The organism is Acinetobacter sp. ASP199, from assembly GCF_022700675.1.
Taxonomy (GTDB): Bacteria; Pseudomonadota; Gammaproteobacteria; order Pseudomonadales; family Moraxellaceae; genus Acinetobacter.
On sequence record NZ_CP062182.1, the window covers coordinates 14,703 to 29,588 of the forward strand.

8 protein-coding genes, 2 tRNA genes and 3 rRNA genes are annotated in these 14,886 nt (G+C 43.8%); 8 read left to right on the forward strand and 5 right to left on the reverse strand.

What is annotated here, in order from left to right:
- Positions 1-90: 90 nt before the first annotated feature.
- The 3 genes from IHE35_RS00065 to grpE form a co-directional block, all read right to left on the reverse strand.
- The gene (locus IHE35_RS00065) at positions 91-1,005 is read right to left on the reverse strand and encodes a matrixin family metalloprotease (protein WP_242788345.1); all 915 of its coding nucleotides are present in this window, start codon (positions 1,003-1,005) and stop codon (positions 91-93) included.
- A 117-nt stretch (positions 1,006-1,122) separates the two neighbouring features.
- Positions 1,123-3,063: a molecular chaperone DnaK gene (gene dnaK, locus IHE35_RS00070; protein ID WP_242788346.1), complete on the reverse strand. Its 1,941-nt coding sequence runs from the start codon at positions 3,061-3,063 to the stop codon at positions 1,123-1,125.
- A gap of 156 nt (positions 3,064-3,219) precedes the next feature.
- Positions 3,220-3,762, reverse strand: coding sequence for a nucleotide exchange factor GrpE (grpE, locus tag IHE35_RS00075; protein ID WP_242790032.1), 543 nt, complete (start codon positions 3,760-3,762; stop codon positions 3,220-3,222).
- Between the two features lie 383 nt (positions 3,763-4,145).
- Here grpE and IHE35_RS00080 point away from each other — a divergent pair.
- Positions 4,146-4,968, forward strand: a protein-coding gene (locus tag IHE35_RS00080; RefSeq protein ID WP_242786769.1) for an IS5 family transposase whose coding sequence is annotated in 2 segments (ribosomal slippage) — positions 4,146-4,526 and positions 4,528-4,968 — 822 coding nt in all. Because the reading frame shifts where the segments join, the coding sequence is not laid out codon by codon here.
- A gap of 792 nt (positions 4,969-5,760) precedes the next feature.
- Here the strand turns inward: IHE35_RS00080 and IHE35_RS00085 are convergent.
- Positions 5,761-6,255, reverse strand: coding sequence for a hypothetical protein (locus tag IHE35_RS00085; RefSeq protein ID WP_242788347.1), 495 nt, complete (start codon positions 6,253-6,255; stop codon positions 5,761-5,763).
- A gap of 206 nt (positions 6,256-6,461) precedes the next feature.
- Between IHE35_RS00085 and IHE35_RS00090 the strand changes: the two genes are divergently transcribed.
- Positions 6,462-7,532 (forward strand): alpha/beta hydrolase, encoded by a 1,071-nt coding sequence (locus IHE35_RS00090; RefSeq protein WP_242788348.1) that lies wholly within the window; start codon positions 6,462-6,464, stop codon positions 7,530-7,532.
- Between the two features lie 61 nt (positions 7,533-7,593).
- Here the strand turns inward: IHE35_RS00090 and IHE35_RS00095 are convergent, their stop codons facing one another.
- Positions 7,594-8,265 carry an acetoacetate decarboxylase family protein gene (locus IHE35_RS00095; protein WP_242788350.1) on the reverse strand — a complete coding sequence of 224 codons (672 nt, stop codon included), beginning with the start codon at positions 8,263-8,265 and terminating at the stop codon, positions 7,594-7,596.
- A gap of 104 nt (positions 8,266-8,369) precedes the next feature.
- Between IHE35_RS00095 and IHE35_RS00100 the strand changes: the two genes are divergently transcribed.
- From IHE35_RS00100 to rrf, 6 genes are all read left to right on the forward strand, one after another.
- Positions 8,370-8,942: a peptidylprolyl isomerase gene (locus IHE35_RS00100; RefSeq protein ID WP_242788352.1), complete on the forward strand. Its 573-nt coding sequence runs from the start codon at positions 8,370-8,372 to the stop codon at positions 8,940-8,942.
- Between the two features lie 426 nt (positions 8,943-9,368).
- Positions 9,369-10,908 (forward strand): 16S ribosomal RNA (locus tag IHE35_RS00105).
- Positions 10,909-10,969: 61 nt separating this feature from the next.
- Positions 10,970-11,046, forward strand: a tRNA-Ile gene (locus tag IHE35_RS00110).
- Positions 11,047-11,107: 61 nt separating this feature from the next.
- A tRNA-Ala gene (locus tag IHE35_RS00115) sits at positions 11,108-11,183 on the forward strand.
- 419 nt (positions 11,184-11,602) lie between these two features.
- Positions 11,603-14,496 (forward strand): 23S ribosomal RNA (locus IHE35_RS00120).
- Between the two features lie 183 nt (positions 14,497-14,679).
- Positions 14,680-14,794: ribosomal RNA gene (gene rrf, locus IHE35_RS00125) — 5S ribosomal RNA — on the forward strand.
- Together the 16S, 23S and 5S rRNA genes with 2 tRNA genes alongside form the textbook arrangement of a ribosomal RNA operon.
- Positions 14,795-14,886 lie beyond the last annotated feature (92 nt).

Sequence of the window (14,886 nt, forward strand, 5' to 3'; positions counted from 1 at the left end):
AATGATAGATCCTCACAATAACATGAAATTACCGGGTATAGTCGTTCAAACAGATAATAAAGACGTAAAATTTATAAGGAATTAAACTGCTTAAGACTTGCGTGTATAGAGCAGAGTCTTGTCTGCCGGGCGTAATTCAAAATTTTCCAGCTTCTGTTCACCCAGTATTGGATACATCAATGCTTCCGGATCCTCATGATGCAGTAATCCCAGGGCATGCCCCAGTTCATGTGCCAGCGTCAAGCGCAGATCGTCTTGCGCATCAAACTGATAGACATGAATTTCATCACCCTTAAAAACCCCTTTATGGAACTGACGTGGCGGAAAGCGTTGCTGTGCTAGAGTGATATTGTTCTGGTGAGACTGGACACTGCTTTGATAGGCGGAAACCTGGGTGTTAAAAGCCAGTTGCTGTTGTTGCAGATATTCTGCTTCACGCTGGAAACGTTCTGACTTGAGTTGTAGTTCATTAAATTCCTGTTGCAGCTGCTCACGCTGATAGGCAGAGAGTCCCGGCTGATTGCGCCGTTGTAGCAGTTGCTGGAACTGGATTTGTAGCAGATTACGCTGCTCTAACAGGTGACGTTGTTGCTGATCCAGATGATCTTGTGAAGCTGTCAGGTTTTCTGCCTGACGTTGATATTGGGCTTCATCGCGAAGCAATTTCTGTGTGGTTTGCTTTAATGCGTCATATTCCTGCTGACGGTGATCATAAATTAGCTTGATACTCAGCTGAGCATTGTCATCATAAACCATCAGGTCATTACGGCCAGTTCCACGATGCCAGATCTCAACCGCTTCTTGTGCCAGTTGAATCACTTCTTCTCGGGTCAGACCAAAGCCTGGATCGACCTGCTCTACTTTAAAGCGTAGGCGTGTATCAAAAGGGTGGGTAAGACGGTCAGATAGAGAATTAAATTTTAGCTGCGGATGAGACTGGGTCTGTAGATGCAGAAAACCTGCAAGTAGCAGTACCACAGCCATGAGCAGATAAAGAATACGCATAGTATTTTAAAATCTTTATTTTTGCTCAATGTAGCGGAAAAATTAAGCAATTCCTAGCGGAATGAAGATAAAAAAAACCGCGCTTTCGCGCGGTCTTTTTGAGCTTAAGCTGACAAATTATTTTTTGTCATCTTTCACTTCAGTGAACTCAGCATCTACAACGCCGTCGTCCGCTTTTTGTTGTTGACCTTCACCGCCCTGGAATGCGTTTGGATCAAAACCTTGCGCACCGCCTTGGCCTTGAGCTGCTTCATACGCACGTTGCGTGATCGGCATGATAATGTTTTGCAGCGCTTCAGTTTTCGCTTTGATCGCCTCAACATCATTTTCTTTGGTAGACGCTTCTAACTCAGAAACCGCAGTTTCGATTGCAGTTTTTTCGTCAGCAGTCACTTGTTCGCCAAGATCTTTCACTGCTTTTTGAGCAGAAGATACAAGCGCATCCGCTTCGTTACGCGCTTTTGCAAGCTCTTCGAATTTACGGTCTTCTTCAGCATTCGCTTCAGCATCTTTGATCATTGCTTCGATTTCAGCATCAGACAAACCTGAGTTTGCTTTGATCTGGATCGATTGCTCTTTACCAGTGCTCTTGTCTTTCGCAGATACTTTCAAGATACCATCGGCGTTAATGTCGAACGATACTTCGATTTGTGGCACACCACGTGGAGCAGGTGGGATGTCACCTAACTGGAAGTTACCCAACAATTTGTTTTGTTGAGCCATTTTACGTTCACCTTGGTAAACCGAAATGTCTACTGCAGGCTGGTTATCAGCAGCTGTAGAGAACACTTGCGATTTTTTCGCAGGAATCGTGGTGTTTTTCTCGATGATTGGAGTCAACACGCCGCCCATGGTTTCAATACCAAGCGTTAAAGGCGTTACGTCAAGAAGAAGTACGTCAGTTTTGTCACCAGACAATACTGCCCCTTGAATCGCAGCACCCATTGCTACCGCTTCGTCAGGGTTCACGTCTTTACGTGGCTCACGACCGAAGAACTCTTGTACTTTCTGTTGTACCAGTGGCATACGAGACTGACCACCCACCAGGATTACGTCAGAGATGTCAGAAGTCGAAAGACCAGCATCTTTAAGCGCAATACGGCAAGGCTCAATCGTACGGGCAACCAGGTCAGCAACTAAACCTTCAAGTTTTGCACGTGTTACGTTGATCACTAAGTGTTTAGGACCAGTCGCATCAGCTGTGATGTATGGAAGGTTGATTTCAGTTGCATTAGAAGAAGAAAGTTCAATCTTCGCTTTTTCAGCAGCTTCTTTTAAACGTTGCAGCGCAAGCGGATCTTGTTTCAAGTTAACGTTTTGCTCTTTCTTGAACTCTTCAACCAGGAATTCAATTAAGGCGTTATCAAAGTCTTCACCACCTAAGAATGTGTCACCGTTTGTAGATAACACTTCAATTTGCTGGTCGCCATCAAGGTCAGCGATTTCGATGATTGATACGTCGAAAGTACCACCACCCAAGTCGTATACAGCAACTTTACGGTCGCCTTCTTTCTTGTCCATACCGAACGCAAGTGCAGCAGCAGTTGGTTCGTTGATGATACGTTTAACTTCTAAACCTGCAATTTTACCTGCATCTTTAGTCGCTTGACGCTGTGCATCGTTGAAGTAAGCAGGAACAGTAATTACCGCTTCAGTCACTGTTTCGCCAAGATAATCTTCAGCTGTTTTTTTCATCTTTTTCAAGATTTCAGCAGAGATTTGCTGTGGAGCAAGTTTCTTGTCGTTTACATCTACCCAAGCGTCGCCATTGTCAGCTTTGATGATTTTGTATGGTACAAGACCGATATCTTTTTGAACTGCTTGGTCTTGGTACTTACGACCGATCAAACGCTTGATCGCGAATAATGTGTTTTTAGGGTTGGTTACCGCTTGGCGTTTAGCTGATTGACCAACAAGGATCTCGCCATCTTTGTACGCAATAATAGATGGAGTTGTACGTGCGCCTTCAGCGTTTTCGATAACTTTAACTTTGTCGCCTTCAAGTACTGCAACACATGAGTTTGTAGTACCTAAGTCAATACCAATGATTTTAGCCATTTGGATGTTTCCTCAAAAATTCTTTTATTCCCAGATTTTTCCCTTTATCAAAGGGGAAATAAAAAGGGATTTACTTGTTATCCGATATGAGAGCCGTTCAGTTTTTTTCAAGTAAATTTTTAGAAAAAATTTCACAAACTCCCGAATTTATTTAGCTTAAGCGCCAACCATGACCATTGCAGGACGTAACAAACGGCCGTTCAGGGCATAACCTTTTTGCAAGACTGTACCGATCTCATTGGCTTTAGCATCTGGTGCAATACCGACTGCCTGATGGAGTTCAGCATTAAAACCATTCTTGGTATCTACGACGACCACACCAAATTTTTCTAATGTCGTTAATAAAGATTTCAGCGTCAGTTCGACACCTTCACGTAACGGACTTGGTTCTTCACCCGCAGCAATAATGGCACGCTCCAGGTTGTCTACAGTTTCTAAGAGCTCTTTAGAGAATTTTTCTAGAACCGTATCTTTATGCTTTTCTGATTCGCGTTGAATACGTTCCACACTTTTTTGTGCTTCGTATACGGCATTTGCAGTACGTGCTTTTTCAAGTTTTAAATCGCCTTCAAGCTGTGCGATTTGTTCCTGTAAAGACTCAACGGTAACTTCAACTTGTTCAGGTTCAGCTTGAGCTGCTTGTTGTTCCGTTTGCTCTTGCTCAAGTTCTTGAGCTTGATCGTTTTGCTCAGTCGCCATTGATTTACTCCGTTTAAATGGGTTCTTAAACATGTACAGTCCTTCGGTATCAGTGTTAACTGCGTTAATGCTGAACTGCCATGGTTTGGGAAGTTCTTAATTACATAAAGAAGTCGGGGCTGGGCTTCAAAATTCAAGCGAAATGAGTGATTAATTTTAAGATTTATTGAAAAAGTCCGTGTTTCTCTTATCTCAAACCGGATTTAAATGAGAAAAAATAGATAATTTTTCTGTTTTTGAGGATGAAACCTCAGGAATTTTAATCAGTTTTGATCTTGATCATGAAATTAAAGATGAAGGATTAAGCACTTAAATTAGTCTTCAGAAAATAGAGTATTCATTAGATCTCTTGCGAAAGTAAAAACCATCCCCATATAGATTTCATGAGATATCAGAACTTAAACCGTTTTTCAGATTCTGAATTCAAGCGCTTGGTTGGCGTACCTCGAGCAGTTTTTACCGAAATGGTCGAGGTTTTAGAAAAAGCAGAATCACTCAAAAAGAAATCAGGCCGTCCTCATACTTTAGCTATAGAGGATCAATTGTTATTAACACTCAATTACTTACGAAATTATAGCACTCAATTGGAGTTAGCAGCACACTATCATATCGCTGAAAGTAATGTGAACCGAACCATTAAAAAGGTTGAAGATGCCTTAATGAGATCAAGACGTTTTACTCTGCCAAAACGAAGCCTTACCACAACAGACGAACGCTTTAACTGGGTCATTATTGATGCGACAGAATGTTCAATAGAACGCCCGAAAAAAAAATCAGAGTAAGTTCTATAGTGGTAAAAAGAAGAAACATACGCTTAAAGCCCAAGTGATCTACCATCCTAAGAGTAAACAAATCATAGGATTAGATATATCGTATGGCAGTCAGCATGACATTAAATTGGCAAGGAAAACGGTTAAGAAATTCAAACATTGTGAATATGTTATGACTGATTTAGGGTACTACGGATTAGAGCAAGATGGCTTTAAATTATTGATGCCCATTAAGAAAAAGAAGAATTTTCCTTTATTTGAAGTTGAGAAAAAGTACAATAAAATGATTGGAAAAATACGCGTTGTGATCGAACACATTAATAGTCAATTGAAAACATTTAGAATCTTAAGTGAACGCTATCGAAATAGACGGAAAAGATTCGGTTTACGCATGAACTTAATTGCTGCACTGGTAAACCGAATCAACTTGCAATAACAACTTTCGCAAGAGGTCTATTAAAATAATGTTTTTACTTATAAAAACTGTTGAACCGTATTTTTAGATATAAATAATATTTATCTTTTTTAAAAAATTAGATCAAAAGAACCATGATAGCTTTATCAACGGTGACTTGGTTCAGCAGGAGGGAGCTGAGCCTGGTTACAGTGTCTGATTCGTTTTGCCTATTTATAGCTGAGTACCCCAAGACTCAGTTATTTTTTTGCCTGAATTTCCTGCTGGCTGTTTTTTAGACATAAAAGCGATTAATCACTAAGCAATAAAGTATTTCACAAAAAATGATCAACTCCGTATTATTCATTTCAGATTCTATCGCTGTAGTTTCTTCTTATTTTGAAATGTGTTTTTCAAGCTTATCCTCTCTAGATAAGCTTTTTTTTTGCGTAAAATTTAATAATTTTATTCTCATTTTCCTGTTATCAAATCCTTACAGGAAGGCTCTAAGTGAAATCCTGTATGCATTCAAGGCAATGTTGGCTGAGTAAAGTGCTCAAATCCATCTGCTATTTATTTATCTTGAACAGGAAGTTCTTTAAAAGTTTGTTGAGAAGCAAATAAACAAGAAGAAGTTGGTTTAAACATAAGCCTTTATAAATCGCCTAAAGAAAAATACATCAGAAATTTTATTCTAGAAGAACAATCTAAAATTTATTTCTATTTATAAAGACATTAAAAAAGCCCGAGATCGGGCTTTGTTATAGATAAAATTTATCTGGGTCAGAAACTGTTTTAGGATAGCTTGCAATTATCTAGATCAACCTTGCAATTCTAGCGGCGTGAGTCCTGCCAGCGTTTATCACGTTCATTACGGTTCTGTTCAGCTTTACGACGTTGCTGTTGTTCAGCTGTCCGGCGACGTGCATCGGCCTGCTGTCCACGTTTTTTACGTTCTGCCTCGGCTCGGTTTCTAGCCGCCTGGTTGCTGCTGACTTTTTTGCGTTGCTGTTCAATACGCTGGCGTTCCTGCTGACGTCTACGATCCAATTCAATCTGTTTTCTACGTTGATCATTCAACTGGCGACGCTGTTGCTCTAGCCGCTGACGTTCCAGTTCAGTTCGGCGACGTTCCTGCTGTAATCGTCGTTGCTGCTCATATTCCCAACGCTGCCGGTCATAGCGGTTGTCATAACGGTAGTCGCGGTCATAGCGATAGTCATACGCTTTATTATAACGTCCGTCATAGTAATCATCTTCAGGGAATGCGACACAACCTACAGCCAATAAGCTCGTCGCAATTGACACGAATATCAGTTTTCCAGCCATAGGTGAGCACTCCTTGTTAAGGTCAATCCTACAATTTACGCCTATTAGGCAGCTTAAATTGTCAATGACAGGGGGATAAAATCAGATTAGCTTATTGATCTACCTAAATTTGTATGTCGATGTAGGCACTTATATAAGAATATGGTCAAAATACACCCTGATCATGTAGAAAATATGAAGAATTAAACGAATAAGGATGCGAAGTAATGGTGATATCTAGTCAGCAACTACAGGCCATGATGGACAAGGGTCAAGGGGTAGCAGCGCGCCTGCTGGACCGATTGCCTAAAATTGCTCAGGAAAGAATTGTCAGAAGTCTGGATTATCCTTATGACTATCCTGAACTTGATCCTTTTATAAAATGTCTGATGGCCGTGCAGTTAAAACAGGGCAAGGCTGGAATAGTTAGCGAAGATATCGCGCAGTCACGCATTTTCTTTGAACAGAGCATGCAGTTGCTAAAATCCAAACCGACTGCCATTCGCCAGGTTGAAGATATCCAGTTAGCTTTGCACAGTGGCATCGTACAGGCACGTCACTATCACCCGGCTCCAGCTAAAAAGTTGCCTTTAATTATGTTCTATCATGGAGGTGGCTTCCTGATTGGTAGTCTAGACACCCATGATGAGTATTGTCGTTTGCTGGCCAAACATGCGAATGCGCAGGTATTAAGTGTGGCTTATCCTTTGGCGCCGGAGCATCATCCTTCACAAATGGTTCAAGTTTGCGAGGATGCATTGGCTTGGGCACATCAACACAGCAAGCAGCTCAGAATTCTAAAAAAACGTATTGCAGTCGCAGGGGACAGTGCGGGTGGCAATCTAGCGGCAGTCGTAGCTCAGCGCAGTGCAGATAAGATTTATGTGCCTCAGGCTCAACTATTGATTTATCCAGCGATGGACTTTAAAAGCCGTCATCCTTCTTATTTTGCTTATAAAGATGGTCTGGTACTCACTGATGGTGATATCGAATTGGTGGCTTATCATTATGCGGAACGACATGAGGTTGCATTGGATGATCCGCTGATTTCACCGACCTATGGCAACCTGAAAAATTTACCACCAGCTTATCTGATTACTGCAGGCCATGATGTGCTGCATGATGAAGGAACTATCTATGCCCATAAGCTGCGTCAGCATGGGGTGAAAGTGCATTATCATGACTATGCTGATCAGGCACATGGCTTTATTAATCTGACCACTATTTCAAGACGCGCCAAAAAGAATGTCATTGAGATGAGCAAACACTTCCGCAAGTTCTGGGATAAGCATAGTTAAAAGTTATTTATACCAGGCATAGAGCAAAACTTAGAAAAGGTGTTTCACGTGAAACACCTTTTTACTTTTTATGTAGCTTGGCTTCAGGGAAGACCAAGTTGAATTTAGGTACATAAAAGCTTTGTATATATTTGGCTCGGGAAAAATCCGGGAAAATCGATTGCGTGTTTTGCCACTCTGCCTGAGCAAGTTTGGAAAGATAACCACGGAATTGCGGGCTAAACTGATAATGTACCGATTTCCAGGTTTGTCGGATCTTTAACATGGAAGTCGGAAGATGGTGACTATTTAAATAGAAAGAACGTGGTGATTTGGATTTTTTCAGGTGGACAGTCATGCTTTGCCCCTGATGTGTAATACGGCAAATCACTTCCTGTCCCTGTTCCTGCCATTCAAATTCTGCATATTCCTTTGGAATACCCCATAAATGTTGACCATGCACAATAGATTCTTGGGTAGAAACATAAATCTTTGGAATGGTAGACAGACGTCTGCGACTTATTAAGGGATGATCCATAATCAGCAGTTCATCATAAGGACCTACAGGAGAATGGTGATAACGCACCAGCATGACTTGTACAACACGACCCAGTGGGGAGGGGGCAATTCCAAAGTTTCGAGATTCACGAATAAAATGTGGTGTGATCCAATAATTCAAAATAAAACCTTCTCCCTGTAAATGCCAGGGAGGAAACTGATGAATATTTTTCTCCTGCAAACGGTGCACGTTCATGCTTATTCTCTTGTAATTGGTCGGTTAGGGTAATGCATTAATGGGTATCAAAGATTAATATAGCTTCATTCTCAACCATTACTTCTAAGTAGATGAGTTAAAAAATGTTAAAAAAACCATTATATGCAATAGCTTTAACCGCTTTATCTTTACCGGTACTGGCTGCCAACTCAATAGTTGAAATGAAAACTTCTGTGGGGAATATCGAAATTGAGCTTTATGACGATAAAGCACCGATCTCTGCCAAGAACTTTGAAGCCTATGTCAAAGATAACTTTTATAAAGGCACCATCTTCCACCGGGTGATTCCTGGCTTTATGGTACAGGGTGGAGGCTTTGATGCGAATATGGTGGAAAAGCCAAATAATAAGTCGTCCATTAAGAATGAATCCTATAACGGTTTAACCAACACGCGTGGCACCTTGGCTATGGCACGTATGAACCAGCCAGATTCAGCCCGTTCTCAGTTCTTTGTGAATCTGGTCGATAATAACTTTTTGAACCGTTCTCGTATGAATGCGGGTTATGCGGTGTTTGGCAAAGTCACTAAAGGTATGGATGTGGTTGATAAAATTGCTGGTGTAGCGACTGCCAACTATGGAATGCATCAAAATGTGCCGCTAAAACCCGTTATTATTAATAGCGTGAGCATTAAAACAGCAAGCCCACAAAAATAAGTAAAAAATGATGCAGAAATATTTTATGGGTATTTTTATTTTATAATCATGTGTTTATGTGAATAATAGAGTGAAAATGATTCATATTGGTGCATAAAAATAGTACACTCGTGATTTGTGTCAGTGAAAAGCACTTGCACGTGTAGGAAATTGCCCTATAATGCACCCATACCGACGAGATACACGGAAACGAACGAAGCAGATTGCTGAGTTGTTAAGTGTTTCAAGTCCAGCTTCTAGCACTGACGAGGTGTTAGAAAGATCATTAAGAGATTATGAAGAACAACTTGTGTGGATTTTTACTGGTTGATCAATCGAATATATTTTCATTGATAATTGGTAGAAATTTCTCGAAGTTTATTTGAGCAAATTTTTTGTCAGTAATTGATGAGCCAAGATTGGTACACTATATGTACTATTGATTTTAAACTGAAGAGTTTGATCATGGCTCAGATTGAACGCTGGCGGCAGGCTTAACACATGCAAGTCGAGCGGGGTGAAGGTAGCTTGCTACTGGATCTTAGCGGCGGACGGGTGAGTAATGCTTAGGAATCTGCCTATTAGTGGGGGACAACGTTCCGAAAGGAACGCTAATACCGCATACGTCCTACGGGAGAAAGCAGGGGACCTTCGGGCCTTGCGCTAGTAGATGAGCCTAAGTCGGATTAGCTAGTTGGTGGGGTAAAGGCCTACCAAGGCGACGATCTGTAGCGGGTCTGAGAGGATGATCCGCCACACTGGGACTGAGACACGGCCCAGACTCCTACGGGAGGCAGCAGTGGGGAATATTGGACAATGGGCGGAAGCCTGATCCAGCCATGCCGCGTGTGTGAAGAAGGCCTTTTGGTTGTAAAGCACTTTAAGCGAGGAGGAGGAACTCTAGATTAATACTCTAGATGTTTGGACGTTACTCGCAGAATAAGCACCGGCTAACTCTGTGCCAGCAGCCGCGGTAATACAGAGGGTGCGAGCGTTAATCGGATTTACTGGGCGTAAAGCGTGCGTAGGCGGCTTTTTAAGTCGGATGTGAAATCCCTGAGCTTAACTTAGGAATTGCATTCGATACTGGAAAGCTAGAGTATGGGAGAGGATGGTAGAATTCCAGGTGTAGCGGTGAAATGCGTAGAGATCTGGAGGAATACCGATGGCGAAGGCAGCCATCTGGCCTAATACTGACGCTGAGGTACGAAAGCATGGGGAGCAAACAGGATTAGATACCCTGGTAGTCCATGCCGTAAACGATGTCTACTAGCCGTTGGGGCCTTTGAGGCTTTAGTGGCGCAGCTAACGCGATAAGTAGACCGCCTGGGGAGTACGGTCGCAAGACTAAAACTCAAATGAATTGACGGGGGCCCGCACAAGCGGTGGAGCATGTGGTTTAATTCGATGCAACGCGAAGAACCTTACCTGGCCTTGACATACTAAGAACTTTCCAGAGATGGATTGGTGCCTTCGGGAACTTAGATACAGGTGCTGCATGGCTGTCGTCAGCTCGTGTCGTGAGATGTTGGGTTAAGTCCCGCAACGAGCGCAACCCTTTTCCTTATTTGCCAGCGGGTTATGCCGGGAACTTTAAGGATACTGCCAGTGACAAACTGGAGGAAGGCGGGGACGACGTCAAGTCATCATGGCCCTTACGGCCAGGGCTACACACGTGCTACAATGGTCGGTACAAAGGGTTGCTACCTCGCGAGAGGATGCTAATCTCAAAAAGCCGATCGTAGTCCGGATCGCAGTCTGCAACTCGACTGCGTGAAGTCGGAATCGCTAGTAATCGCGGATCAGAATGCCGCGGTGAATACGTTCCCGGGCCTTGTACACACCGCCCGTCACACCATGGGAGTTTGTTGCACCAGAAGTAGGTAGTCTAACCGTAAGGAGGACGCTTACCACGGTGTGGCCGATGACTGGGGTGAAGTCGTAACAAGGTAGCCGTAGGGGAACCTGCGGCTGGATCACCTCCTTAACGAAAGATTGACGATTGGTAAGAATCCACAACAAGTTGTTCTTCATGACGATGTATCTGAGGGTCTGTAGCTCAGTTGGTTAGAGCACACGCTTGATAAGCGTGGGGTCACAAGTTCAAGTCTTGTCAGACCCACCACTAACGACAAGCAAGCAATTGCAGAGTGAAGAAATCAGAAACATTGACTTATTGATAAGCTGGGGACTTAGCTTAGTTGGTAGAGCGCCTGCTTTGCACGCAGGAGGTCAGGAGTTCGACTCTCCTAGTCTCCACCAAATTTCAAGACAAGAAAAGCATGCTTTTCCTTGAAATTTAAGCAAGAAGCTACGCTTCGCGCAGTTGAAAGACTACGTAATAAGCAAACGGTTTGTTAGATTATAGAATTTAGTAAGAAGTTGGCGTAATATGCGCATCTTATTAAATTCTGTGATTTATCACAGCATCTAGACCTGACGAAGGCTAGAGAAATCATTAACAGAATATATTTGAGTTGAAATAATTTGTTCAAACTCGTTTTAAACAACCTAACAAGCAATTGTGAAAGTTGAATGAAATGAGTTCTAGCGATTAAACTGAATCAAGCGTTTTGGTATATGAATCTAATTGAAGCTGTACAGTGATTAAGTTCACAAGACACTAAACTGTTATGTTGGTTGTTCTACTTGTAGGAACAAACGACTGTTTGGGGTTGTATAGTCAAGTAATTAAGTGCATGTGGTGGATGCCTTGGCAGTCAGAGGCGATGAAAGACGTGATAGCCTGCGAAAAGCTCCGGGGAGGCGGCAAATATCCTGTGATCCGGAGATGTCTGAATGGGGAAACCCACCTGGTATAAGCCAGGTATCATTAACTGAATACATAGGTTAATGAGGCGAACGGAGGGAAGTGAAACATCTCAGTACCTCTAGGAAAAGAAATCAATTGAGATTCCCTCAGTAGCGGCGAGCGAACGGGGAACAGCCCATTAAGTCATATCAGTTTTAGTGGAATGCTCTGGGAAGTGCAACCATAGTGGGTGATAGTCCTGTACACGAAAGGGCTGATATGATGATGTCGAGTAGGGCGAGGCACGTGAAACCTTGTCTGAATATGGGGGGACCATCCTCCAAGGCTAAATACTCCTGACTGACCGATAGTGAACCAGTACCGTGAGGGAAAGGCGAAAAGAACCCCTGTGAGGGGAGTGAAATAGATCCTGAAACCGCATGCATACAAGCAGTGGGAGCCGACTTGTTCGGTGACTGCGTACCTTTTGTATAATGGGTCAGCGACTTATATTCAGTAGCAAGGTTAACCGTATAGGGGAGCCGTAGGGAAACCGAGTCTTAATAGGGCGTTTAGTTGCTGGGTATAGACCCGAAACCGGGTGATCTATCCATGAGCAGGTTGAAGGTTAGGTAACACTGACTGGAGGACCGAACCCACTGTCGTTGAAAAGCCAGGGGATGACTTGTGGATAGGGGTGAAAGGCTAATCAAACTCGGTGATAGCTGGTTCTCCCCGAAAGCTATTTAGGTAGCGCCTCGGACGAATACCATTGGGGGTAGAGCACTGTTTCGGCTAGGGGGTCATCCCGACTTACCAAACCGATGCAAACTCCGAATACCAATGAGTACTATCCGGGAGACAGACTGCGGGTGCTAACGTCCGTAGTCAAGAGGAAAACAATCCAGACCGCCAGCTAAGGCCCCTAAATTATAGTTAAGTGGGAAACGATGTGGGAAGGCATAGACAGCTAGGAGGTTGGCTTAGAAGCAGCCACCCTTTAAAGAAAGCGTAATAGCTCACTAGTCGAGTCGGCCTGCGCGGAAGATGTAACGGGGCTAAAACTATATGCCGAAGCTGCGGATTTGCAATTTATTGCAAGTGGTAGGGGAGCGTTCTGTAAGCCGATGAAGGTGGATTGAGAAGTCTGCTGGAGGTATCAGAAGTGCGAATGCTGACGTGAGTAACGACAAAGCGGGTGAAAAACCCGCTCGCTGAAAGACCAAGGGTTCCAGTCCAACGTTAATCGGGGCTGGGTGAGTCGACCCCTAAGGCGAGGCCGAGAGGCGTAGTCGATGGGAAATTGGTTAATATTCCAATACTTCTGTTTAATGCGATGAGAGGACGGAGAAGGTTAAGTCAGCCTGGCGTTGGTTGTCCAGGTGGAAGGTTGTAGGCATGTATCTTAGGCAAATCCGGGGTACTCTATGCTGAGAACTGATAGCAAGCTGTACTTGTACAGTGAAGTGGCTGATACCATACTTCCAGGAAAAGTCTCTAAGCTTCAGTTAAACAGGAATCGTACCCGAAACCGACACAGGTGGTCAGGTCGAGTAGACCAAAGCGCTTGAGAGAACTCTGCTGAAGGAACTAGGCAAAATGGTACCGTAACTTCGGGAGAAGGTACGCTGTTGATGGTGATAGGACTTGCTCCTTGAGCTGTCGACAGCCTCAGAAACCAGGCCCCTGCAACTGTTTATTAAAAACATAGCACTCTGCAAACACGAAAGTGGACGTATAGGGTGTGATGCCTGCCCGGTGCTGGAAGGTTAATTGATGTGGTTAGCGCAAGCGAAGCTATTGATCGAAGCCCCAGTAAACGGCGGCCGTAACTATAACGGTCCTAAGGTAGCGAAATTCCTTGTCGGGTAAGTTCCGACCTGCACGAATGGCATAATGATGGGGGCGCTGTCTCCAGCAGAGGCTCAGTGAAATCGAAATCGCCGTGAAGATGCGGTGTACCCGCGGCTAGACGGAAAGACCCCGTGAACCTTTACTGCAGCTTGACATTGAACTTTGATCTTACTTGTGTAGGATAGGTGGGAGGCTTTGAAGTGGCGACGCTAGTTGCCATGGAGCCGTCCTTGAAATACCACCCTGGTAATATTGAGGTTCTAACTCTGCTCCATTATCTGGAGCGAGGACCATGTCTGGTGGGTAGTTTGACTGGGGCGGTCTCCTCCTAAAGAGTAACGGAGGAGTACGAAGGTGCGCTCAGCGTGGTCGGAAATCACGCGTAGAGTATAAAGGCAAAAGCGCGCTTAACTGCGAGACCCACAAGTCGAGCAGGTACGAAAGTAGGTCTTAGTGATCCGGTGGTTCTGTATGGAAGGGCCATCGCTCAACGGATAAAAGGTACTCTGGGGATAACAGGCTGATACCGCCCAAGAGTTCATATCGACGGCGGTGTTTGGCACCTCGATGTCGGCTCATCTCATCCTGGGGCTGAAGCAGGTCCCAAGGGTATGGCTGTTCGCCATTTAAAGAGGTACGCGAGCTGGGTTTAGAACGTCGTGAGACAGTTCGGTCCCTATCTACCGTGGGCGCTGGAAATTTGAGAGGATCTGCTCCTAGTACGAGAGGACCAGAGTGGACGAACCTCTGGTGTACCGGTTGTGACGCCAGTCGCATCGCCGGGTAGCTATGTTCGGAAGGGATAACCGCTGAAAGCATCTAAGCGGGAAGCCTACCTCAAGATAAGATTTCCCTGTGACTTTATGTCACCTAAAGAGCCGTTGAAGACTACGACGTTGATAGGTTGGATGTGGAAGTGTAGTGATACATGAAGCTGACCAATACTAATTGCTCGTGAGGCTTGACTATACAACACCCAAACAGTTGTATATAAAGCATCAATTGATTTCATATTAATCAAAGCAACTTGATTTAGTGATCAAGCTAGATAAAATGAACACCTTAGATTGACTCAAGTATCTCTGTTAATAACTCATTTGGTAGAAAGCAAGGCATCTAAATAAGACCTAGCGAGTATCCATAAACAGTTGTGCTGGCGACAATAGCAAGAGTGAACCACCTGATCCCTTCCCGAACTCAGAAGTGAAACCTCTTAGCGCTGATGGTAGTGTGGGGTTACCCATGTGAGAGTAAGTCATCGCCAGCTCATTAATTCAAAAACACCCCCTGACAACAGGGGGTGTTTTTTTATGCGTGGACTTTAGAATTTAAAGAAAATCACATTTTCACTGCTGATTA